The following is a 24,032-nucleotide window of genomic DNA, read 5'->3' on the forward strand; positions in this document are numbered from 1 at the left end:
GAAATGCCTTGAGTATAAAGCGGCTTCATCCCCAAAAAGGACGATATACCGGAGTGATTTTGATCACTTGCGGATATCGTCCTTTTTGTTTTTCTAATATAACTCACATTTTTTACAAAATATAAACATGGATCACGATGATGATTTGCCACGGATTTTGGAGCTTAGATCTTCAATCTGTCCATCCAGAACATTTCCTGCTTTACTTAGGAACCCTGTAATAAGCTCCAGCTCTTCCTCTGTGTATGTGGAAGCCAGATTAACCATAGCTGCATGAAGGGTGAGGTAGGTGCTGCTGACCTCTTCCTTGTTTTCGTACAAAGGCACAATGATGACTTTACGGCGGTCATTGGGGTCATTTTCTCGACGGACAAAGCCGTTCTTCTCAAGCCTGTCAATTAATGTCGTAACACTTCCGGTGGCCAGACCGGTAAGTTTTGACAGTTCACCTGCAGTGATTGGCCCCTTCTCGCGCAGGATATCCACGGATATGAAATCGTTATTGTACAAGCCCAAAGAGGCAGCCACATGCTGCTGATATAAAACGGTTCGGGTACCCAGGCTCCGCATTCGCAACGTAAAATTCTCCTGTAATTCGGTAGGTTGTTGTTGATGTTCTCTTGACAAAAGATAACCCTCCTCTTAAGATGACATATATCTTGATTATCGAGATATTAGATTAACGAGATAATAAATTTTGGAGATACTAGATTAACGTATGATTAATTTCAACTTATTTTAACGAACTCTGTACTTATTTGCAAAGGGGACGATCGATTTTGAGAGAAACAATGATGATTAAAGGAGCACGGGAGAACAACCTAAAGAATATTTCACTTTCGATTCCGAAGTATAAGTTGGTGGTTCTAACGGGACCGTCCGGCTCCGGCAAATCCACGCTGGCAATGGATACCCTTCAGCGAGAATGTCAGAGACAATACATGGAATCGATGGGATTAACATCGGATTCGATCAGCAAACCGAAAGTGGAGTCCATCACAGGTCTTTCTCCATCCATCAGCGTAGGACAGCACATTACTAATCGGAATCCACGCTCAACAGTAGGAACAGTGACAGACATTTACACTTACGTTCGTTTCATTTTTTCCAGACTTGGGGAGCGTATATGTCCATCCTGTAATGGCACCATATCACCATCGTGGGAAGCGGCTGGTCATTTAACCGAGGAAGACGAATACATGGGTCATCAGACTATACATTGTCCACATTGCAATGCCGTGCTTGAGAAGTTGGGCATGTCACACTTTTCGTTCAACAAACCGGAGGGTGCTTGTGATGTATGTAGTGGGCTTGGTCATGTGGCATCAATCAACGAAGCGGCTGTATTCAATCCTGAGCTTAGTGTGCGGGATGGAGGGGTTGCTTCGTTAAATGGTGTGCATCGGGATATCCAGATCCGAATTCTGGTTGCAGCTGGACAGCATTTTGGATTCGGATTCGATCCGGATCGTCCATTGAAGGACCTTGGTGAAATCGAGCGCGATTTGCTGTACTACGGCGTCGAGAGCGAAGCGTTTAAGCAGCATTACCCTAATATCAAGCCCATTCAGGGAACCAAGTTCGAAGGTGTGATCCCCGGATTGTGGAGACGATATAAAGAAAAGGAAGGAGAAGGTGGCGGAACGGAAAAAGACGGACGTTTTTTTCATCAACAGCAGTGTCCTGAATGTCAGGGTGCTCGTTTGAAAAAAGAAATTCTTTTGGTAAGCGTAGCTGGCGCATCCATCTCCGACGTAACCAACTGGTCATTCAGTAAAGTGCTGGAATGGACGGTAGGCCTACAAGAAGTGATCTCACCCGAGGCACATCACCTGCTTGATCCAATCCTTCATGATCTGCCCACCAAGTTGAAACGCATTATGGATGTTGGACTTGGCTATCTCTCCATGGATCGTCAGACCGTAACTTTATCTGGTGGTGAAGCTCAGCGATTACGACTTGCATCGCTTCTAGGCTCTGGTTTAACGGGCGTATTGTATATTCTGGACGAACCGACGACAGGGCTTCATCCGAAAGATACCATTGGCCTGATTCGCGTACTTCAGGAGCTTCGTGATCTGGGCAATACGATCCTCGTCATTGAACACGATATTGAGATGATGCGTGCTGCTGATCATGTGATCGACATTGGACCTGGTGCTGGAGTCAATGGAGGGATGGTTGTTGGTGAAGGGAGCCTGGAGGATTTAATGGCAAGTGAGCTTTCGGTTACGGGAGCTTATCTGAGAAATGAATCTGTGGCTAGTCCTTCTTATAACCGAAGAACAGGTACGGGGCAGCATCTTGCCATTCGGGGAGCGCATTTGCGCAACATTGATATTCCGGTTGTATCTTTTCCATTAGGCACGCTGATCTCCGTAACGGGTGTTTCAGGGTCCGGCAAATCTACGCTTGTATTTGATATCCTCGCACAGGGAATGGAATCACTTCAGAAACCATCAGGTTGTGAAGAGATAACAGGGTTGGAGAACGTAGGTGATATCGTTATTTTTGACCAAACGCCAATGGGCAGAATGCAACGGTCGAATGTTGCCACCTACACAGATGTATTTACGCACCTGCGCCAACTGTTCGCTGGTTTGCCAGATGCCAAGGCACGAAAGCTTACTGCGAAGCATTTCTCGTTCAATACACCCGGAGGGCGCTGTGAAACCTGTCAAGGCCTGGGAGTGTTGTCTGTGGACATGAACTTCCTGCCTGATCTGGAGGTAACTTGTCATGACTGTAAGGGCAGACGATTCATGGATGAGGTGTTACAGGTTCAATACGAAGGATTCTCGATATCCGATGTACTGAATATGTCAGTAGCCGAAAGTCTGCCTGTCCTGAAAAGTCAGACCAAAATCGCCGATCTCGTCGAGATGTTGTGTGAAGTTGGACTTGGTTATCTCCAATGGGGGCAATCCGTCAAAACATTGTCAGGCGGTGAGGGTCAACGGATCAGGCTGGCAAAAGAGCTGAGTAAAAAGACCAAAAAACACACGCTCTATCTATTGGATGAGCCAACAACCGGCCTTCATCCGTCAGACATCAAGCAACTCCATATTTTGCTGGATAAGCTGGTTGAGTCGGGGAATACCGTTGTCGTTGTAGAGCACAGTCTGGAATTGATTCGGGAATCCGATTGGGTTATTGACATTGGCCCAGAAGGTGGCGCAGCGGGTGGTGAGCTAGTAGCCGAAGGCACGCCGGAGCAGGTGGCGGAGGTCGGAGCCTCCCATACAGGACAATTTTTGAAGCGTATATTAGCCGAGGGGCTTTAATCAGAATGGATAAGGGGAAAAATAATCATGGTAAAAAGCAATAAATTAGGCGTTATTCTTGCAGGCTTGCTGCTTGCCATTCTCATGGCTTCGATGGATAACACCATCGTAGCCACTGCAATTGGTACCATTGTGGGTGATCTTGGCGGATTTGATAAATTAATGTGGGTCACCTCTGCCTATATGGTTGCGGAGATGGCGGGTATGCCGATCTTCGGTAAACTATCGGATATGTATGGCCGCAAGCGATTTTTCATTTTTGGAATCATTGTATTTATGATTGGTTCTGCATTGTGCGGGACAGCGGATTCTATCATTCAGCTCAGCATTTATCGTGCGATTCAAGGAATCGGCGGCGGAGCGTTGATGCCGATCGCATTTACCATTATGTTCGATGTCGTTCCCGCAGACAAACGGGGTAAAGTGGGGGGACTATTTGGTGCAGTCTTTGGTTTATCCAGTATTTTCGGACCACTTCTCGGAGCCTATCTCACTGATTACATTCATTGGTCCTGGATTTTCTATATCAACCTGCCACTTGGTCTGATCGCCTTTGTCATGATTGCATTCTTCTATAAAGAATCCGTAGAGCATTCCAAACAGAAAATTGACTATTTTGGCGCATTCACACTGGTAGCTTCCATCGTGTGTCTCATGTTTGCACTTGAACTTGGAGGCAAGGAATATGCCTGGAATTCCAGTATGATTGTGGGTTTGTTTGCTGCGTTCGCCGTGCTGATGACTGCATTTGTGTTCATAGAGCGGCGTGTGGCAGAACCAATTATTACATTCAGCATGTTCAAAAACCGGCTGTACTCCACCAGCAATCTAATGGCTATATTTAGCGGTGCAGCCTTTATTACAGCTTCCATCTATATCCCCATTTATATTCAGGGCGTACTTGGTGGATCAGCTACCAACTCCGGTCTGGTTCTGCTGCCGATGATGCTTGGATCAGTTGTAACAGCTGCGGGTGGAGGAGCCATGCTTACCAAGCTCAGATACCGCTCCATCATGTTACCCACACTTGCGCTGCTGGTCATTGGTATCGCCTTGCTGACAACGTTAACGACGGATTCCTCCCGATTTATGGTGACCATTTTCATGATTCTGGTTGGTCTGGGCATTGGGTCTTCGTTCTCTGTATTGAGCAATGCAGCCATTCACGGTTTCTCAGCAAGACAGCGCGGTTCTGCCAGCTCAACCCTTAACTTCAATAGGGAACTCGGTATGACGTTAGGAATTACGGTATTTGGTATCGTACAGAGTCACGTATTTGCGAGTAAATTGGTTTCCTTCTTTGGAAATAGTAATGGTAGTGAGCAGGGTGGTGGCGTGAATCTGAGTGATCCTAGCTTAGTCCTAAAACCGGACACTCGTGCTGATATTCCTGCGCCAATGTTGGATAAGATTACAGAAGCATTGTCCTCATCCATCGTTCATACGTTTGCCTGGGCCATCATTCCGGCCGTTATTGCTCTATTGGCTGCTTGGTTTATGAGTAAGGAAAAATTTGACCCTGCATCCGAGTCAGATGAATATTTAGCTTCACACTAGCAAGACTATGTAATGGATTTGTGTGCTGGATATGACATTTTTCTCATAATGGAGAAAGCATTTCCCATTGTTTGACAAAGCGGTGAACCGTTTAATATGATTAAAGAACAGAAGAAAATATAGTTGCTTACTTTAGTGTGAAAAATATGTTCTTATCAAAGGAGACCTACGTTATGTCTGAACAAAATGGAAAAGTAATCATTATCACCGGCGGAGCGAGTGGTATTGGTAAAGAAACAGCGCTTCAGCTTTCGGATCTGGGTGCAACGATTGTTGTAGCAGACTATAACGAAGAGGGTGCCAAAAAGCTTGCATCTGAGATTGAAGCAGGTGGTGGCACAGCCGGGGCATACAAAGTGGACGTGTCCAAAGGAGATGAGATCAAAGCCCTGATCGACTGGACTGTAGAGAAATACGGAACATTGAGCGGTATTTTCAACAACGCGGGCATTGGACTTGTGAAGCCATTTCTGGAAATGGACCCGGAATCCTATCACAGAGTAATCGATGTTGACCAGCACAGTGTCTATTACGGTATGTATTATGGCGCCAAAAAAATGGTTGAACTGAATGTACAAGGCACCATCGTAAATACAGCATCGATCTATGGAAGCATTGCCGCTGTGGGAAGCTTTAACTACAATGCAGCCAAGGCAGCTGTCGTGATGATGTCCAAATCCGGTGCTTTGGAACTTGCCGAACATGGTATTCGTGTGGTTGGTGTAGCGCCAGGCTTTATTGAGACACCGATTTTGGGTGATGACAGAGCGATGAAAGATGCGCTTGCCACCCAACATATGCGCGGAGAGCTCATTCAACCGGAGAAAGTTGCGAGTGTTGTAGCCTTCCTGTTCAGTGACGCTGCCAGTGCAGTGAATGGTACAACGGTTGCGGTAGATGATGGATTCCTCAGCTTCAAAACAAAATAAGATTTGAGCAGTAAGGTAGTGCAGTCCGTCTCTGAAAAATAAAAGAAAAAACGGTGCAGAACGAATAAATCGTTCTGCACCGTTTTTTTTGCAATCAATATAAGAAGAGTATTTATTATGAAAATAATTCTATATAGTCATCCCGGTAGTTCAGAGATCATGATACAATAAGCAGGCATGCGTCTTTTATCATTTTGTGGTGTCATAGACAATACGCACACCGAGAGAGCCATAGCTCTCTTCTTTGTAGTGACATTGGGAGCATGTTTTTGTAGCGCATAACGCATCACTGTGAACTTGTAATTTTTCGTTGCACTGCGGGCATTTATTTTCAAAAAGAGTCTTCAACACGTTAAACATGCTTAATCACTCATTTCGGATTAATTTACTTGGTTTTTATTATATCCGATTATTTTAACTGCGTATACTGTTTTTTGCATCATTTTTTACACCGCAAGAAAGGAAGAAAAACCGATGGATACTCTGCTTTTTGTCATCATGTTTATACTGGGTCTGGTCGGTTCCTTCTTCTCCGGTTTGTTGGGTATAGGTGGAGCCATAATTAATTACCCGCTGTTGTTGTATGTACCTTCTCTCATGGGGCTGGAACCATTCTCGGCACATGAGGTGTCGTCGATCAGCATGTTTCAGGTGTTTTTTGCCTCGCTCGCTGGTGTGATTGCCTACATTAGAAGAACAGGGAACGGGAAAAAGAGCGAAGTTCTCATTCATAAAGGTCTGGTGGCTTACATGGGCTCCAGTATTCTGGTCGGCAGCCTGATTGGCGGCTTCATATCCGGTCACCTGAATGGAGAAGTCATCAATCTGATCTATGGCATTCTGGCCATTATCGCGATTGTACTTATGCTGATTCCCGGTAAGGGAACAGAAGGCTCGGCTGGTCAGGTGACATTTAACACATATGTTGCGGCGGGATCGGCTCTTGCCGTAGGGATCGTCTCTGGAATTGTCGGTGCGGGTGGTGCTTTTATATTGATTCCGATCATGCTGACCGTGCTTAAGATTCCTACCCGGACGACCATTGCTTCTTCACTTGCGATTGTGTTCATCTCCGCCATTGGTGGGGTGGTGGGAAAAATTCTGGGTGGAGACATTCCGCTGGAGCCCATCATTTATACGGTTATCGGGAGTCTGCTTGGTGCTTCACTTGGTTCCAAAGTGAGTTCAATGATTAATGTGAGACTGCTTCGGTACGGACTGATGGTTCTTATCGCCATTACAGCAGTGAAGGTATGGTATTCCATTTTGTAAAACCACACAGGATTGAAGCGTCCATGACGATTTCGTAACCAAACGGATGGAATGCCGTATAAAGGTTATGAACATGAGCTGGCGAATTTGTTGTTGCATGAATTCACATCAGTTTTCGTCCATGGAGCACCCTCAAACTCCTTTCATGGATACATGTTTAACATTATGAGAAGTTGAGGTATCCATCCTATGAATAACGTACTCACAGATCAGGCTGATGCAGGATATCGGCTGGCTGAGCAGAAGGCAGCTCAGTATTTTACTTCTCTTCATGAACAACTTCTGAATAACACGTATACCACTGCACTTACGCAAGATATTCACTTGTGGCAAAAAAAACATATTCAACCTTTTTCCTGGTTATCTTTTTTATCACCAAGTCAAAGAAAACCGGATTCCCGGGATGCTCATAGATATATCCATTGGCTTAATGTTACAGGCAAACTGGATGATTACTTGGATCGCAGTATTTCTTACATTTATATGCGAGATCTGGGCAAAGCCCTGGACTCCTTGGATACCCAAGCACGCATTCAGCGTGTCGCTCAGGATACCAAAGCGTATTTTATGCGTTCAAATACAACCCACCTCAAGGGAAGCCCGGATTATATCAGTCTGGCCGCTTTGTATCGCTGGGCCCAGAAGGAAAACGTGGAAACAGCTGTTATCTGGGTCATCAGCAAATTGAAAAATGTTGCTTCCAATATTCCCAAAGAACTGGATGCAGAACAGGCACAGCGCAAGCTGCTCAAGATCATTCTTGGTGTTGTTCTGCATGTGAACGATGATATGAATGATGAGACTCCCCAGGTAGAACGTTCCGAGAGGCTGGACGCTGCGATTAGGCTCGGTTATTCTTACGGATTGACCTATCCATTTATTGATGACCTACTTGATTCGCAGGCGTTGACTGCGCAAGAGAAGGAACAGTATTCTCTCTTAATTCGCAATGCGCTTCTCACCGGGATTGTGCCGGATATCGGCGAATGGAAGGGAGACAATCTCAAAGTCATTCAATATGTTCATGCCGAGCTGCGTGATGCGTTCGAGTATATCAAGAACTACCAGCGCCCTGAGACGCAGCGCACATTCTTCGAGCAATCCTATGTATTCTTTCAATCTCAGGAAATAGACCGTGCCAAGAAACTATCGAACGCGAATTATTCTAATGAAGAACTTTATATTCCAATCATTATTAAATCCTCATCCTCCAGACTCATTGTTCGTTCCGTGCTCAGTGCATCTGCGGATGAAGGTTTTGATCTGCGGACATTCTACTATGGCATTTATAATCAGCTCGCGGACGATTTCGCTGATATGTTTGACGATATGGATGAGGAGGCAGTAACTCCTTATACTTACTATCTGAAGTATCGTGACCTGCGGCCCGATCTGATCAATCCGTATGAACTATACTGGGCGGTTATCTCTTATCTGATTCATGAGGTGTACCATTCAGATGCGAAGACCCAGGAGGTCATACTGGATCGGGCTATTAATGGTCTTAAGCGTTGTAGAGAGCGTTTGGGTCAAGAACAATACAACGAAGTGATGAACATCTTTGCCTCCGGACAACCTGAATTCAATCGCCTCATTCAGCAAATGGTGCGAAAAGCCGATGATGTGGATTTCCTGGATAAATTGCTGCGGGATCAGGTCATCCTTCAATTGCAGAATGACAAGCAGGAAAAACAGGATTTTCTGGATACGATTCGCACGGTTCGTGAACAGATCAATATTGAATTGCAGATATCCAAGCCGGGTGGACTTCCGGAGATGAAAGGCACACTTATTGATGCAGCGAATTACAGTTTACAAGGAGATGGAAAACGGCTAAGGCCGATCCTGACCTGGGTGATGGGTGTGCGTGAATATGGTCTGCATGAATCATCTATCATTCCTCTTCTAAGATCACTGGAATACATGCATACGGCTTCACTGATCTTTGATGATCTGCCGACCCAGGATAATGCTTCGACCAGGCGGGGGCGCTCTACCTTACATCAGGTGCATAACAGCGCAACAGCAGAATTGACAGGTTTATTTCTCATTCAAAAAGCCATTGGCGAGCAATCTTCCCTCAATCAGTTTGATGCCGCAACCGTGCTTACCCTGATTCAATATTCCGCTGAAAAAGCAGAAGATATGTGTATGGGACAGGCGATGGATCTGAATGCCAAAGGCAAAGCATTGACCCTGGAACAATTGAACATGATCTGTTTCTACAAAACAGGTATTGCTTTCGAGGCTGCACTTGTGATGCCAGCCATTCTGGCTCAGGTGAAGGAAATGGAGATTGCCTGCTTAAAGAAGTTTGCGTATCATGCGGGTATCGCCTTTCAAATTAAGGATGACCTGTTGGACCTGGAAGGGGATCATCGGGTACTCGGTAAGCCGGCAGGTCAGGATGTACGGAACAACAGCTCAACCTTTGTATCCATTCTGGGTGAAGATGGCGCGAAGAAAGAGATGTGGGAGCACTATTGTCTCGCAACCGATGCGCTGAACGAAATGCCGAAGCCGATTTCTTTTCTAAGACATCTGTTGGATTACATCATTGGACGGGAGCGGTAAAATCGTTTCTGACTAAAACCCATTCCCATGTTCAACATGGTTTATATGAAATGAAACAAAGTTGCCTGGATTCCATGCGAATAGAATCCAGGTCTATTCTGCTTTAATGACACAAACGTTTAGAAAATGAGATGTTTCAACAATTAAAAATTCGGGTATTAAGCAAATATTGTGTTTATACACCAAAAGGAGAGCTTAAGATGCAGGTTCAAAAGGTCGATCATCACGAATTGTTTGAGCAGATTTATAATCAAGCACCTATTGGGATTGCACTTGTTGCTCCAACAGGACAGTGGATGAAAGTGAATCCTGCTTTTTGCAGTATGCTGGGTTATACAGCTCAAGAATTAATCCATCTTCATTACCAGGAGATCACCCATCCCGATGATTTAGCACAGGATCTGATGTACGAGCGCGAACTGTGTGAAGGTAAATTGAGTGAGTACAAATACGAAAAGCGTTATATTCAGAAAAATGGAGATATTTTATGGATATCACTGCATATATCATTGGCTCGAAACGAGGTCAGCGGTGAACCGTTGTATTTTATTTGCCACGTTGTAGATATTACGGATCATAAAACAACCGAACTAAAACTGCTTCAAACGGAAGAAATGTTCAAACTCATTTCTGATAATGCACAAGAAATCATCTATATTGCGACCATTGACGGGATTTGTCGCTATTGTTCTCCTTCCATTTATAATCTGCTTGGTTATTCACCAGAAGAGGTGGTGGGCAAGAACAATACCGCTGTTTTCCACTCGCAGGACCTGGAACGTGTCTCGCAAATCGATTTGAGCACAGGTCATATGTTGAATCTGCAGGCTCGCCATAAAGATGGGCATTCTCTTTGGTTTGAGACCACCTATAAGGTTATCGGGGAGCCTGGGCAAGAACAACAAATCCTTGCCATTGGTCGCGATATATCGGAGAGAAAGAAACATGAGGAAATTAGTGCAGAGGCTGAACGGATAGCCATGATCGGCAGTTGGGAGTGGAACATGCTGAGTGGCCATGTTTCCATCTCCGATCAGATATACGAGATGTTTGAAATTGATAACAACAAGCAGTATATGGCTAGCGATATCTTTGCATTCATGGAACAGGCGGAGGAGCAGCAGTTGAAGGACTGTATTGAATGGGTGAAAACAGGCCAACCGCTTGATTTTGAATATCGGCATTTGGGCTCAGCTGGTAAAGAAAAGTATATTCATCTGCGAGGGTTAGTTACTTTTGATGAGCATCAACAACCGATTCAGCTGAACGGAACTTTGCAGGATATTACGGAGCGTAAACTCGTCGAATTCAAACTTCAGGAATCGGTGGAACGTTATACTTCACTCAAAAAATATAATCATGATGCCATCATTTCTTTTGATATGGACGGCAATATCATAAATGCTAACCCGGTAGCTATGAAAATGACTGGATGCCCGGTTGTGGAAATGATTGGAACAAGTATATGCCGGTTTATCGGACCGTATCATCTCGGACTTATTCTCAATAGCCAGTATGAGATGGCTGAAAAAGAAATCAATGCCGTTCAGCACGTAAATGGTTCAGAGACAGAAGTTTTGGCAACGCTTGCGCCAATCATTATTAATGAGAAAAACGTAGGGTTCTACCTGATTGCCAAGGATATAACAGAACAGAAAAAGCTTCTTGTAGCCAAAGAGACTGCCGAACGAATGAATAAAGCCAAAAGTGAGTTTTTGGCGATGATGAGCCATGAGATCCGTACACCCATGAACGGCGTGATTGGGATGACGGATTTGCTTCTGGATACGCCTGGTCTTAGTGGAGAACAAAAGGAATACATTGAAATCATCCAAAAAAGTGGGGATTCGTTGCTTGCGATTATCAATGATATTCTGGACTTTTCCAAAATAGAGTCGGGTAAAACCGATCTGGTGGATGAGCCCTTTGATCTTAAGGAAATTGTGACAGAGACGGTTAATATCGTAACGCCAATGATTCGGGAGAAACAGTTGGATCTTCGTTTAAGCCTGAATGACGCCATTCCTGTTCCTTTGTTCGGAGATGCTTACCGTCTAAAACAGGTCCTAACCAACATTATTGGTAATGCAGTAAAGTTCACCCCGGAAGGCAGTATTGAGATCGAGGTGAAGGTTACCGGACAAGAATACAATGACGTTCAATTTCAGTTCAAGGTGAAGGATACAGGGATTGGAATTCCAGTGGAGAAAAGAAAGCATTTATTCGAAGCCTTCTACCAATTGGAGAATTTCATGACGCGCAAGCCTCAAGGTACTGGACTTGGACTGGCCATCAGCAAGAAGCTTGTAGAGCTTATGCACGGTGATATTTGGATTGAAGAGTCCGACGATCCGGGGACTACATTTATGTTTACGGTGTCGTTTAAAGCCAGCAACATGGAGGAGTTCAACAGATACGATTTACAACAGAAAAAGAATAAAACAGATCAACTTCGTATTCTAATTGCCGAGGACAATGAGGTGAACCAGCTTGTTCTGCGTCGGATGATTGAGAAGAAGGGACATCTTGTCGATTATGTAGTGAATGGAATAGAGGCAGTGGAAGCTGTCAAAAGAAGTGCGTACGATATTGTGTTTATGGATGTGCACATGCCTCGACTGAATGGATTCGAAGCGACCAAAGCCATTAAGGAATTAATGCGGCCAGAGGCATGCCCTTATATTGTTGCGGTTACTGCGAACGCAGTTCGTGGGGATATGGACAAATGTCTGAAGGCTGGAATGGATGCGTATGTAAGCAAACCAATTAAAAGTGAATCCATTATGCAAGTGATGGAGGAATTCTACAAAATAAAGAAATATCCCACTACTTACAATTGAATTCAACATTCCGTAGGAACGGATTCTTGATTGGCAATGGAGCCGCTAACTTATCCATGGATAAGTTAACGGCCTTTTTGCTATTGTCCCATTCCGGGAATGACTAAATTACTGATTTTTGATCCATAGTTTGGAGATATCCATAAACCCAAACTCAGCGGTATGAAGGCCAAAGAGACTTTGATTAAGCAGGGCTTTTTTATTCATGTGGCAGCCGTACAATATCCAGCAGTTATCGCGAAGCAAATCCTCGGCTTCATTGAGCATCGCAGACCTTTGCTCTTCATTCTGCTGAAGGAAATTCTCCATCTTTCGATAAAATATGGACTGTAAATCGGGTGATAAACAAATATGAAAATAGTTACGTTTGTTGATGAAAAAATTAATCATGCCAAATTGCCAGTCATCTTCCAAAACTTCTTCTGCGATAATGAAGTCGGCTTCGCTTGTTTCTCTCACATTGGGAAATTCAACGAAGGGTTGCAACTCAATACATAAACCGATGCTGGCTCCGCGTTGTTTAAGCCATTCTGCTTCTTTTTGATCTTTAGCTACAGTATAAGCAAGTATGATCTTTTCTCCCTGGTATCCGCTGCTGTACAGGAGCTCACGGGCATCCTCAAGTGAAGACTCGCGCCAAGCATGCTCTGCGCTTTTCCAGGGAAGAAAGCTGTTTGCCGGTGTAATTCGATTGCTGCCAAGTTCCCTCACCAAAGCGACTGGATCGAAAACAATGCGCATGGCTTGCCGAAATTCCAGTTGATGGTGAATACCGGCTTTACGAAAATTAATCAGCATATATCGGCATCCTGTTGCTGGATAATCAACACTGTTGCTCCCCGTATCGTCTGTAGCCAATTTAAGTCGGTCTGTTCCTGGTAACTCATAATGACGTTCATAAGGACCCAGATTGGGCACAAACCAGATATCTACTCGATCCAGATGAGGACGGATTCCATAATAGGCATCGAATGCGCTTATGATCAACAACGTTTCATTTATTTCATTGATCCGAAAAGGTCCGGTACCGATTAATTGTTGGGTTACATCGACATCATAGGGGAGAATCGTCATGGAGACACAACTAAGCAAGTGCAGAAAGAAGCGATTAGGCCGACTTAGATAAAAACGAATGCAGTAATCCCCGACAACTTCGGTACGCTCAATATCCCGGTACAGCCAAATGAATGGACTGTCTACAGTACGCAAGCGCTCTAATGTAGCTTGCACATCCCGGGATGTCATTACCCGACCATGGTGGAATCGCACACCTTTGCGCAGATAGAAAATCCAAACTCTTTGATCCTCGTTGTACTCCCACATATGCGCCAGATCCGGCAAGAAGGTTCCTGTTTTGGCGTCATAGGTGATTAGCGTGCTGCATACCTGCCCAAGCAGATAGGTTTCAAAAGCAGTATACACAAAAGCAGGGTCCAGCTCTGCCAACCTTCGTGACCTCACCATGCGAAGCACGTCCTGACCGGAAGAGCTCTCGGCATGACTGTGGAATCCCATCTGCTTGTTCAACGAATTCAGCAGTCGCTCCCGGAGAGCATCATTCTTCTCTGTGCTGCCGATCAACTCGATCGCTTCCTTCATTTTGCCTCTGCCCATGAGCTCCAAAAAACTCTCCTCGAGCGCCTCATTCACACTGCGCAGCAATGTCATCTCAGAATGATGACCCCGGCCACGCCCGGGCTGCCAGTGTATAAAGCCTTGTTCCTCCAGCTTGCGCAGAATAAACTTCACGTTGCGTGGAGTACAGCATAGGGCAGCGGAAAGGCTCTCAATCGTTACCGGAACCGCTTCATGAAATTTAAGAGAAAGTTCTTTTGCTGTGGCAAGACGCAGATAATGGGTTGTTGCTGTATCCATATGAAGTGCTCCTTCTTAAAGGGTGAAATGTGCTCACGTTTTCTTACACTTTTATTTCCCCCTTTTATCCATACAATTATACATAAAGGGATAGGGCAAAGGTAGCCCATCTGAGACAAAAACATCTAGAACAGGAGAACCATACGCATGAAGCAACATTTACGTCAAATTCACCCTTTAGCTTGGACAATTATTGTTGGAACGATGTTTGGACGTCTTGTTACGTCCATGAGCATCCCGTTTTTATCCATTTATCTGACTCAGGTACTGGGAGCTACACCCACACAGACTGGAATTACCGTCGCGGTCAGTTCTCTGGCGGGGGTCATGGTCAGCTTTTATGGAGGTTATATTTCGGATCGAATCGGCCGCAAAGTGGTCATGATGGTCTCCGTATTTGGCTGGGCCTGTGTTTTCTTCATCTTTTCAGCAGCTGAGCATCTGTGGGTATTTTTTGTAGCCAATACGTTAAACGGATTATGCCGCGCCGTGTTTGAGCCCACGTCACGTGCACTTCTATCGGATATTACTCCACCGCAAAATAAACTGCTTGTCTTCAACCTCAGATATGCAGCCATTAATCTGGGGGTTGTGTTTGGACCGATTATCGGTCTTCAGCTTGGATCAGCGGAGTCTACGTTTCCGTTCATGATCTCCGGGTTGGTATACATCGTTTACGGCCTCGTTTTGTTCCTGCAATTTCGATTGCAACGCGCAAATCTGCCGGAACATGTTCAGGTCAGTGCACCTCGTTTACGAGATGCACTCGCTACTACGGGACGCGACCGTGTATTTTTGCCAGTACTTATCGGGACTACGTTTTGCGTGCTCGGGTATGGGCATTTTAGCTCGACCCTGGCTCAGTATGTGGCCCAGAATCCTCTTTTTGAACATGGAAGTCAAGTGTTTTCCTATATGCTTTCACTCAATGCGTTGACTGTGCTTGTAATCCAATTCCCGATTGTGCGGGTAGCCAGCAAATTCCCGCCGGTTGTGCCCCTCATTCTTGGAAACGTGCTGGTCGCAACAAGCTTGTTCCTGTTTGGCATAGCTGAAGGCGTTATGCTGCTGATGATTAGTGTCATTCTGTTCACCATTGGGGAAGTGCTCATGTTCACCATGATGGATGTGCTGATTGACCGTATTGCCAAACCTGAATGGAAAGGGACCTACTTTGGCACAATTGGATTCAACAACTTGGGAAGCGTCATGGCACCGATTCTTGGAGGGCTCCTATTAACTCAATATGGGACGGGGAATGGCCTGTTCGTTTTTGTACCGCTGGCACTGACCACTGCACTTGGACTGCCTTTTCTTATCGTAGCGCATAAACGCCTTGTCGTCAGGGAGAGGGAAACACCACCCATACAAGTGAGCGCCTAGCTTGAGCGATGACAGTTGCATGGCGTATAAGCTTTAGCTGTTTTAACTTTTTTTGGAGAAAGGTAACTTTCATTGAGAAATCAGCGTTAATTAGTTAAACATTTCCTCATGGGGGTTCCAAATGATATTAAAAAAGTTTACTTTAGCATTACTGGCGTGTGTTATGTTTGCTGCGTTTTCAACGCCGAGTTCAGCTGAGGAAGCGACGCTAGAGATTGGGACTGGCGTATTGTCCAATAACCGGGTGTTAATTCCTTTGAGGGTTGTGTCCAGCAACTTGGGAGCAGAAGTAACGTGGTATAAGGAAGGGAAGAGCATTCGAATTCAAACGGATGAAAAAGAAATTTGGCTTGTGGTTAACTTTAAAAATGCGAAAGTGAATGAACAGATCATTAGAATGGATTCTCCTGTTGAAATAATTGGAAATACAGCATATGTTCCGCTGCGATTTGTTAGCCAAACGTTAGGAGCCAAGCTAGAGTGGAATCCACAAACTAAACAGGCAACCATCCATTTGAATAAACAAAACATGATTGTAAGTATGCAAGAGGAGACCATCCAAATACCTGATTCTGTGAAAATAACAAAGGGACGAATAAATGTTTTGTCAGAGAAATTGAATGAAATTTCAGGCTTGTCTCAGATAAAGCAGGTCAGTACGTATTTCAAGCCTTATTTCACTGAAGATTTAATCCAATTTATTCTCAAAAGGCAGGATCTAGTAAGTGATTGGATGGTATATGATGCTCCAGAGACTTCCGTTTATTATACAAGCAGTACAACAGCGACGTTATCCCAATCGTTCGTAATCGGAAATACATTAACGGGTGATTCTCATTATGTAAATGATCGAAATATTGAACTAGTATACAGTCATGGTGTATGGAAAGTGAATCAGTTAATGTTTAATCTCAGAGAAATTCCCTATTTGGGTTATGATCGTTGAAATCACAGCATATGATGTTCAGTGATATGAAGAAAATAACAACTGAGTTAATATTATCTTGACGGATTACGGTGGAGCGAATACAATAAACAACAAATATGTGTGACGGGTGGTTAAGATGAACATGTTCCAGACAGGGCGAATTCTAAATCGATAACTGAATACGCATGAGCAAGTGACTTAACCAATGTTTTTTTGTGTTGGCGTTTGGACAGTCATGTTTGTGCACCCCTGTCGTGGACGCTCATCATTATTGCGTGCAGAGGAGAAATCCGGAAACGCTTCTTATTTCATATGATTCTCTTATTGTTACAAGCTGTAGATGAACATTAGTTCATCTATGGCTTTTTTGCATGCATTCCACCCAATTTGTTGCACATGGAAGGGAGATTTTGCAGTGCTTTTTGGTATGAAACTACCCCTAAGGGGAGAAAGAGAGGCAGCGATATGAAACAACCTACTCAAAGTTATACCATTTGGTTTTCCCAACGAACCGGCAGTACTCTGCTGGGTGAAGCATTAAGTTCTACGGGGGTGGCAGGATATCCGAGGGAGTGGCTGCATTATCAGCATAAGAGCCCAGACACATTAAAGCGTGAAGATCTGGAGCAGATCTGGGATCAGGGAACAACGTCGAACGGAGTATTCGGAATCAAAATTAATTTTGAACAACGATGGATTGACGCATTCCGCAGTCTCTATAGTCTGCCAACAGCGTTATCGCGGGCGGAGGTATGGAGTACGGGTTTCCCTAATTGCAGCAAGCATATTTACATGACGCGTCGCAACAAAGTCAGATTGGCTGTGTCTTGGTGGAGAGCCATCGTCTCGGGTGAATGGCACCGCAAGCATGGGGACAGTCCTCAGTTACAAGATATTGCAGATCAATATAACTTTGATGCGATTAAACATCTGCTTGTGGAGAGTAACATGTGCGAAGCAGCAATTGAAGATTTCTTGTCCGAGTCAGACATTGTGCCGCTGACGATTGTTTATGAGGATTTTATAGCAGATTACGAAGGGACCGTCCTGAAAGTGCTAGAGTTTTTGGATGTTGAATCTGCCGGTGTTGCCGTATCGCCCCCGTCCTTTGACCCGATCGCAGACGAGATTTCTGAACAATGGGTGCAAAGATTTCGGGAAGAATGCCAGAGGGATTGGGAGAATGTTAAATGGTAAACACACTTGGTAAGATTCATCCACGGGTTGGAAATGTTGCATTTATTGTTATTATGTATGATTCATCTTAGTGAGGAACCAAAATGCTTTGAATCACAAAAATGAAATAGAAATGTTATACGAAGGGGTGAGGGGCTATGCCCAAAACAGAGAAACGCTCCATGTCCTGGCTGCTGCAATATCTAAAACCCGTTAAAGGCCGATTGGCCTTGCTTATGGTGATGTTGCTAACGTCAACGGGACTGCAGCTCCTGAATCCACAAATTATCAAACGATTCATTGATACGGCCGCAAGTGGGGGAGTCCTTTCTAACCTGTTCCAGCTTGCCGGATTGTTTCTGGTTGTTGCCGTTGTAAATCAACTGATTACAGTAGCCGTAAGTTATCTGGGTAACGATGTGGCCTGGCGGGCAACGAACCGATTACGGGGAGATCTCCTGAAGCATTGTCTGCGTCTGGATATGCGGTTTCATAATGTGAAGACACCGGGAGAGATGATTGAACGGGTGGATGGTGATGTGACGAGTATCTCCAACTTCTTCGCGATGTTCATTGTGCAAGTGGTTGGAAGCTTTGTCTTGCTTGCCGGAATCCTCGGATTTATGTTCAGCGTAAACGTACCGATTGCGATCGTCATGACGGTGTTTACATTGTTATCGATTCTGTTTATGGTGTTCATTCGGAATTTGGGAGTAAACTCTTCCAAAAATGAGCGGGAAGCGAGTGCATCCTTGTTCGGATTAATTGAAGAGCGTATTGCGGGAATTGAAGATGTTCAAGCGAACGGGCATGTCCCGTATGTGATGAATCGTTTTTATCGGACGATGCGTGTTGTATTTCAAAAAGGAAGAAAAGCCTGGCTACTTCGGGTTATTCCGTGGAATACGACGGTCATTCTGTTCGCCCTTGCAGTCACGGCAGTACTTCTGCTCGGTGTTCATTACTACATGCAAGGCATCATCAGCATCGGAACGCTGTTTCTGATATATCAATACACACAGATGCTTAATGATCCGATTGAGATGTTGGGTGATCAGGTTCAAGAGTTTCAGAAGGCGAAATCAGGTATGCTTCGTTCGAGAGAATTGTTGTCTTTGCGCAGTGAGATCGAAAACGGAAGAGAGGATCAGCTGCCAGAAGGGCCGCTTGGTCTGGAATTCAAGCAGGTGAACTTCAGTTATAACGAGGATAAACCTGTATTGCAGAATATTAACTTTGCCATTAAACCTGGCGAACGGCTGGGCATCATCGGTCGTACTGGTAGCGGAAAATCAAGTCTCAGTCGGGTACTTCTACGCTTGTACAATCTGGATAGCGGAACAATTCGTGTGGGTGGCAAAGATATTACAGAGCTTACCTTACCTGCACTCTACCGCAGGATTGGTATGGTTACGCAGGATGTACAGCTGTTCGACGGTACGTTGCGAGATAATTTAACGCTGTTCAACCAGGATGTCTCGGATCAGATCATTAAGGAGACAACGGATCGACTTGGATTAAGTCATTGGATTGAATCACAACCGGCAGGGTTGGATACACATCTGAAGGCAGGTGGTTCTTCATTGTCCGCTGGGGAAGCTCAATTGTTTGCTTTGACGCGAGTATTTCTGACTGAACCTAGCCTGGTTATTCTTGATGAGCCTTCCTCACGGCTGGATGCCGCTACAGAGAGCATGCTTCAGTCTGCCATCGATCAGTTGATGAAGCAATGTACGGGAATTATTATTGCGCATCGCCTGGCTACTTTAGAGAAGGTCGATCAGATTATGGTACTGGGTGATGGCAAGGTACTGGAATTCGGAGCCAGAAAAGCACTCGCCAGCGATCCGGCTTCACATTATGCCAGATTGCTGATTACAGGGCGAGAGGAGGAATTGGCGTGAATGTAACAGGATTTATAGGCCGTTTGTTTCGATTCAGGCCTTTTCTATTTTTGATTAACGGATTGTCATGGTGCATCTTTCATTCTTTGCCGCTGGCAATAGGGATCGGCATGCAATGGTTCTTTGACCGGGCAACGGCGGGTTCCAGTGATTATATGTGGCTGGCTGCTCCGCTGATCTTCATTGCTTTGATCAGAGCGGTAAGAGTAGGCACGTTTTTTGCCGCATTCTATGCATGGATCACGTATATCTACCATATTCAGGCCATTCTGCGTACCAACATGCTCGCTGGGATTATGCGCTGGCCAGGACGTAATCTGCCAGCTTCACCGGGGGAGGCGATGAGTCGCTTTCGGGATGATGTAGATGAAGTGGTTGAGTACGTAGAATCCTGGGTGGATTTTTGGGGAAGGCTTGTGTTCGCTATCGTATCCATCGTCATCATGGCGAACATTAACTGGAAAATCACTCTAGTTGCAGTATTGCCCCTAGTAGTCGTGACGTTGCTGAATAACTTGTCAGGTAATCGGGCTCGTCGATATGCTCAGGTCAATCGTGAGTCGACAGGGAGAATTACCAGTTTCATTGCCGAAACCTTTGGAGCGGTGCAGGCACTGAAACTTGGGCAGGCAGAAGAGCATGTCTCTACTCGTTTTAACAAACTCAATGAAGAACGTCGTCAAGCCGCACTCCGGGATAATCTGTTCAAGCAGTGGATGAGATCACTTAATCAGCATGTGCTCAGTATCTGTACAGGTCTCATTCTCCTGATGTGTGCAGCTGAGATGAAATCTGGCAATTTCACCGTAGGTAATTTTGCCTTGTTCACCAGTTATCTAGCGAATATTGGCTTTAGTATCTCATTGTTTGGCTATATGGTATTTCAGCATAAACGGCTCAAAGTATCATTTGACCGGATGAGAACCCTGTTTCGTCCTGGTGAGGAAGACCGGATCATGGATTTCAGAGAGACTTATCTGAATGAAGATCCGCCTGAGCTTCCTAATGAACAGAGAGATCCCAAAGAGAAGCTAAGAGAGCTGGAGATCAGCAATCTGGCGTACCAATATCCACATTCTGCAAATGGAATACAGGATATCAGCTTCCGTGTGAAGCGGGGACAATTTCTGGTCATCACTGGACGGATCGGTTCTGGCAAATCGACTCTGGTCCGCACACTTCTGGGACTGCTGCCCAAACAAGAGGGCACGATTCGCTGGAATGGTAAAGATGTAGATCCCGCTACCTTCCTGATGCCGCCCAGAGCAGCATATACGCCGCAAGTACCTCGACTGTTCAGTGATACGCTGAAAGAGAATATTGTTCAGGGCAAACAGGGCCGTACGGAAGTCGCACTTGCAAAAGCCATACGATTGGCTGTAATGGATAAGGATATTCAAAACCTGGATCAAGGACTCGAAACATCCGTAGGTCCAAGAGGTGTCATGTTGTCTGGTGGTCAGATCCAGCGCGCAGCAACTGGGCGCATGCTGATGACGGAAGCGGACTTGTTCATCTTCGATGATCTGTCCAGTGCACTGGATGTGGAAACCGAGCAACAGGTCTGGGAAGGTTTGTTCCAGGAGCCGGATGTTACATGTATTGCGGTGTCTCACCGCAGAGCAGCACTTGCGAAGGCAGATCATATCATCGTCATGAAGGATGGACGAATTGAGGCCGAGGGCAGCTTATCAGATTTGCTTGCTACAAATGAAGAGATGCAATTACTATGGCAAGGTGAGCAAACACCGGTTAAAGTGGGATAAGATAAGATAAGATATACGATATATAAAAATGAAAAAAGCCGTACAGACAACTCTTTTTGAAAGAGTTAAGATCTGTACGGCTTTATTATTCCTCATTGGGTCAATCTTTATTTGATCAGCTGTGCAATCAATGAATACGCAATGATAACCAGGAAGATAATCGTGATGTGGTTAATGGAGAAAATAAACATTTTATGTGACCATTTCTTGGTTTCTTTCTTATCGAAAGTTGCCACACTAAGAATAAGCCATGCCAAACTTACCAGAAACGCAACAATGGCAATGAACGGGCTCAGCGGCCAGAACAAGAAGCTGGAGAATAACAACAATACCAGATAAACATTCGTCTGGATGTATGTCCGTCTGATTCCTTTTACAACAGGAAGCATGGGAACGCCAGCCGCTTTGTATTCGTCAAATCTCCGGATGGCAATGCCATAGAAGTGAGGCATCTGCCACAACAGCATGGTAACAACCAAAGCCCAAATTTCATAATGACCCAGTTCTGGCGAAATGGCTGCCCAACCAATGAGTGGAGGAACAGCGCCTGAAAGACTTCCTACTTCCGTATTGTATACCGTTGTCCGCTTGGTCCACATCGTATAAGGGAACACGTACAACAACAGTCCCAATATGCCGAATACGGCAGCCGAAGGGGAAGCGATATACAACATGATGCCCCCGATAATCGTAATGGCAATACCGAGGATCAAACCTGTTTTGGTATCTACACGACCAGTTACCGTCGGACGTGTTTTGGTGCGTTCCATGATCGCATCGATATCCCGATCATACAAATTGTTAAACACCCCGGCCGCTCCGATAATCAGGGAAGACCCGATGACAGAGAGGATAATGGGTACAATATTAGCTAAAATGGATGCATCAAATACATACAAAGCCAAACTTAAACCGGCAAACATGGCGATCAGATTGGATTTGATAATTCCGATCTTGATCGTATCAAAGAATACTTTCGGAATCGAGCTAGTATACTCCAGACTGATTTCGGGCCGTGACCCTTTATTCAATGTTTTCAAGAACTCACTTCCTATATCTATTCTTATATATCTCGTGGTCTTATTATAGCATCCAATACACTATGTGAATTAATTAACGATTTAGGTTTTAAAATAATGTCATTTGATTGTGAACAATTTAAAAACACGGTTTTTTTTAATTGTTAAAAATGATTTTCTGTGATACAGGTCATTGAAACCAAATAGCAGCGATAACAAGAAAAGAATATTTTTCTTGCATGTTGAGTTTTATTTGTTTATTGTAGACATAAGAGATCTTTAAAGGTATCGAGTGATCTCCTCTTACGTTTTTTGCTATTAGAGAATAGCTGCAAGCGGCAAGGTATAATCAGTATAGGCTTTTTTTTGTAACAATAAAGGATATTGAATATCTGGAAAGGGTGTTAAATATGGATCAAAAGATGGATGTATTAATTATAGGCGGAGGACCAGCGGGTCTTAATGCTGCACTTGTACTAGGACGAGCTCGCAAACATGTTGTGGTCATAGATGATGAACGCCCGCGCAATTGGGTTACGCGTGAAACGCACGGTTTTCTGACGAGAGATGGAGCAAGTCCACGTGAATTTCGGAAGGTTGCGAAAGAACAGATTAGCGCTTACCCGTCTGTTCATTTTGTAGGGGACACAGCGACTTCAGTGACAGGAACAGATGGTGATTTTCAAGTTACAACGGCCCAAGGAGTCGTCTATCGCACGAAGAAAATTTTGTTTGCAGTCGGGAAAAAAGATCTTCCACTGGATATTAACGGGTTGAAAGAGGTATATGGCATGAGTGCTTTTGTCTGCCCTTACTGCGATGGTTGGGAATTAAGAGATCAACGGCTTGTCATCATTGTGAATGGAGCGAAGGCAGTTCATATGGCCAAGACCATTTCCGGCTGGACAAGCCAGTTTACCATTTGTACGAATGGACCGGATGAATTAACGGATGAGCAGCGGGAGGAATTGAAGCAGCATGGAGTTCCGGTATGGGACTCTCCAATTCAATCCATTGAATCAAGCGATGGCATGGTGCAGCAAGTGGTGTTAGAGGATGGTACCGAAATCTCGTGCACAGGGATTTTCTTTGGACCGAAATTAACGGCTGGATCACAACTTCCGCAGACGATAGGCTGTGAGGTTACGGATGCGGGTACGGTCGTTGTAGATGATTTCGGCAAAACGACCGTAACGGGTGTGTTCAGCGCTGGAGATGCAGCATCGGAGTTGTACCAGGCCATTACTGCGGCATCCCTTGGTGCATTAACCGCTGTAACGATTAACAGTGAGCTTAATATGGAAGCTTGGGATGAGCGCGGTAAACATTTAAACCCGTAGAATAACGATGTACGGTTTCTTGTCCAGTACTTTGCACAAACGATAAGTCAACAAAATAGATCAGATCAAAAAGGGGATTGCAAACGCGATTCCTTTTTTGTGTTTAGTAGATCTTTTACTAGGTCTTCTCTGTCACTAAGTTGGACTAGTTCCGTCCGTTATTGGCATAAGCCCAATATTTGATT

The 24,032-nt window shown here is 44.8% G+C and carries 15 protein-coding genes; 12 read left to right on the top strand and 3 right to left on the bottom strand.

The window, feature by feature from the left end; genetic code table 11:
* Nucleotides 1-132 precede the first annotated feature (132 nt).
* On the bottom strand, nt 133-570 hold the full coding sequence (locus AC4PM4_RS01655) for a MarR family winged helix-turn-helix transcriptional regulator (RefSeq protein ID WP_170867822.1): 438 nt from the start codon (nt 568-570) through the stop codon (nt 133-135).
* A gap of 209 nt (nt 571-779) precedes the next feature.
* Between AC4PM4_RS01655 and uvrA the strand changes: the two genes are divergently transcribed.
* The 6 genes from uvrA (at nt 780) to AC4PM4_RS01685 (ending at nt 12,456) form a co-directional block, all read left to right on the top strand.
* A complete protein-coding gene (gene uvrA, locus AC4PM4_RS01660) occupies nt 780-3,284 on the top strand; it encodes an excinuclease ABC subunit UvrA (protein WP_491612555.1) in 2,505 nt (834 codons plus the stop codon).
* A 27-nt stretch (nt 3,285-3,311) separates the two neighbouring features.
* Entirely contained in the window at nt 3,312-4,841 is a 1,530-nt protein-coding gene (locus AC4PM4_RS01665) for an MDR family MFS transporter (protein WP_491612556.1), read from the top strand.
* A gap of 173 nt (nt 4,842-5,014) precedes the next feature.
* On the top strand, nt 5,015-5,770 hold the full coding sequence (locus tag AC4PM4_RS01670; RefSeq protein WP_063563536.1) for an SDR family NAD(P)-dependent oxidoreductase: 756 nt from the start codon (nt 5,015-5,017) through the stop codon (nt 5,768-5,770).
* 474 nt (nt 5,771-6,244) lie between these two features.
* Complete coding sequence (locus AC4PM4_RS01675; RefSeq protein WP_491612558.1) at nt 6,245-7,042, top strand: sulfite exporter TauE/SafE family protein; 798 nt, start codon at nt 6,245-6,247, stop codon at nt 7,040-7,042.
* Nucleotides 7,043-7,231: 189 nt separating this feature from the next.
* Nucleotides 7,232-9,616 carry a polyprenyl synthetase family protein gene (locus AC4PM4_RS01680; RefSeq protein WP_491612559.1) on the top strand — a complete coding sequence of 795 codons (2,385 nt, stop codon included), beginning with the start codon at nt 7,232-7,234 and terminating at the stop codon, nt 9,614-9,616.
* Nucleotides 9,617-9,816: 200 nt separating this feature from the next.
* Entirely contained in the window at nt 9,817-12,456 is a 2,640-nt protein-coding gene (locus AC4PM4_RS01685) for a PAS domain S-box protein (RefSeq protein ID WP_491612561.1), read from the top strand.
* Between the two features lie 108 nt (nt 12,457-12,564).
* Here AC4PM4_RS01685 and AC4PM4_RS01690 read toward each other — a convergent pair whose 3' ends face one another.
* Entirely contained in the window at nt 12,565-14,331 is a 1,767-nt protein-coding gene (locus AC4PM4_RS01690) for an ABC transporter substrate-binding protein (RefSeq protein ID WP_491612562.1), read from the bottom strand.
* Between the two features lie 147 nt (nt 14,332-14,478).
* On the opposite strand from AC4PM4_RS01690, the gene AC4PM4_RS01695 reads away from it, so the two are divergent.
* The 5 genes from AC4PM4_RS01695 (at nt 14,479) to AC4PM4_RS01715 (ending at nt 21,488) form a co-directional block, all read left to right on the top strand.
* Nucleotides 14,479-15,714 (top strand): MDR family MFS transporter, encoded by a 1,236-nt coding sequence (locus AC4PM4_RS01695; RefSeq protein ID WP_072732661.1) that lies wholly within the window; start codon nt 14,479-14,481, stop codon nt 15,712-15,714.
* A 121-nt stretch (nt 15,715-15,835) separates the two neighbouring features.
* Nucleotides 15,836-16,660 carry a stalk domain-containing protein gene (locus AC4PM4_RS01700; RefSeq protein WP_274566736.1) on the top strand — a complete coding sequence of 275 codons (825 nt, stop codon included), beginning with the start codon at nt 15,836-15,838 and terminating at the stop codon, nt 16,658-16,660.
* Between the two features lie 447 nt (nt 16,661-17,107).
* Complete coding sequence (locus AC4PM4_RS01705) at nt 17,108-17,839, top strand: Stf0 family sulfotransferase (RefSeq protein ID WP_072732663.1); 732 nt, start codon at nt 17,108-17,110, stop codon at nt 17,837-17,839.
* A 137-nt stretch (nt 17,840-17,976) separates the two neighbouring features.
* On the top strand, nt 17,977-19,722 hold the full coding sequence (locus AC4PM4_RS01710; protein ID WP_491612563.1) for an ABC transporter ATP-binding protein: 1,746 nt from the start codon (nt 17,977-17,979) through the stop codon (nt 19,720-19,722).
* Complete coding sequence (locus AC4PM4_RS01715; RefSeq protein WP_063563544.1) at nt 19,719-21,488, top strand: ABC transporter ATP-binding protein; 1,770 nt, start codon at nt 19,719-19,721, stop codon at nt 21,486-21,488. Before AC4PM4_RS01710 ends, AC4PM4_RS01715 begins: the two co-directional genes overlap by 4 nt.
* Before the next feature lie 107 nt (nt 21,489-21,595).
* Here the strand turns inward: AC4PM4_RS01715 and cyoE are convergent, their stop codons facing one another.
* Nucleotides 21,596-22,519: a heme o synthase gene (gene cyoE / locus AC4PM4_RS01720; RefSeq protein ID WP_371121420.1), complete on the bottom strand. Its 924-nt coding sequence runs from the start codon at nt 22,517-22,519 to the stop codon at nt 21,596-21,598.
* Between the two features lie 398 nt (nt 22,520-22,917).
* Between cyoE and AC4PM4_RS01725 the strand changes: the two genes are divergently transcribed.
* Entirely contained in the window at nt 22,918-23,847 is a 930-nt protein-coding gene (locus AC4PM4_RS01725; protein WP_491612565.1) for an NAD(P)/FAD-dependent oxidoreductase, read from the top strand.
* Nucleotides 23,848-24,032 lie beyond the last annotated feature (185 nt).

This window comes from Paenibacillus sp. MDV22-iso6 (assembly GCF_058408365.1).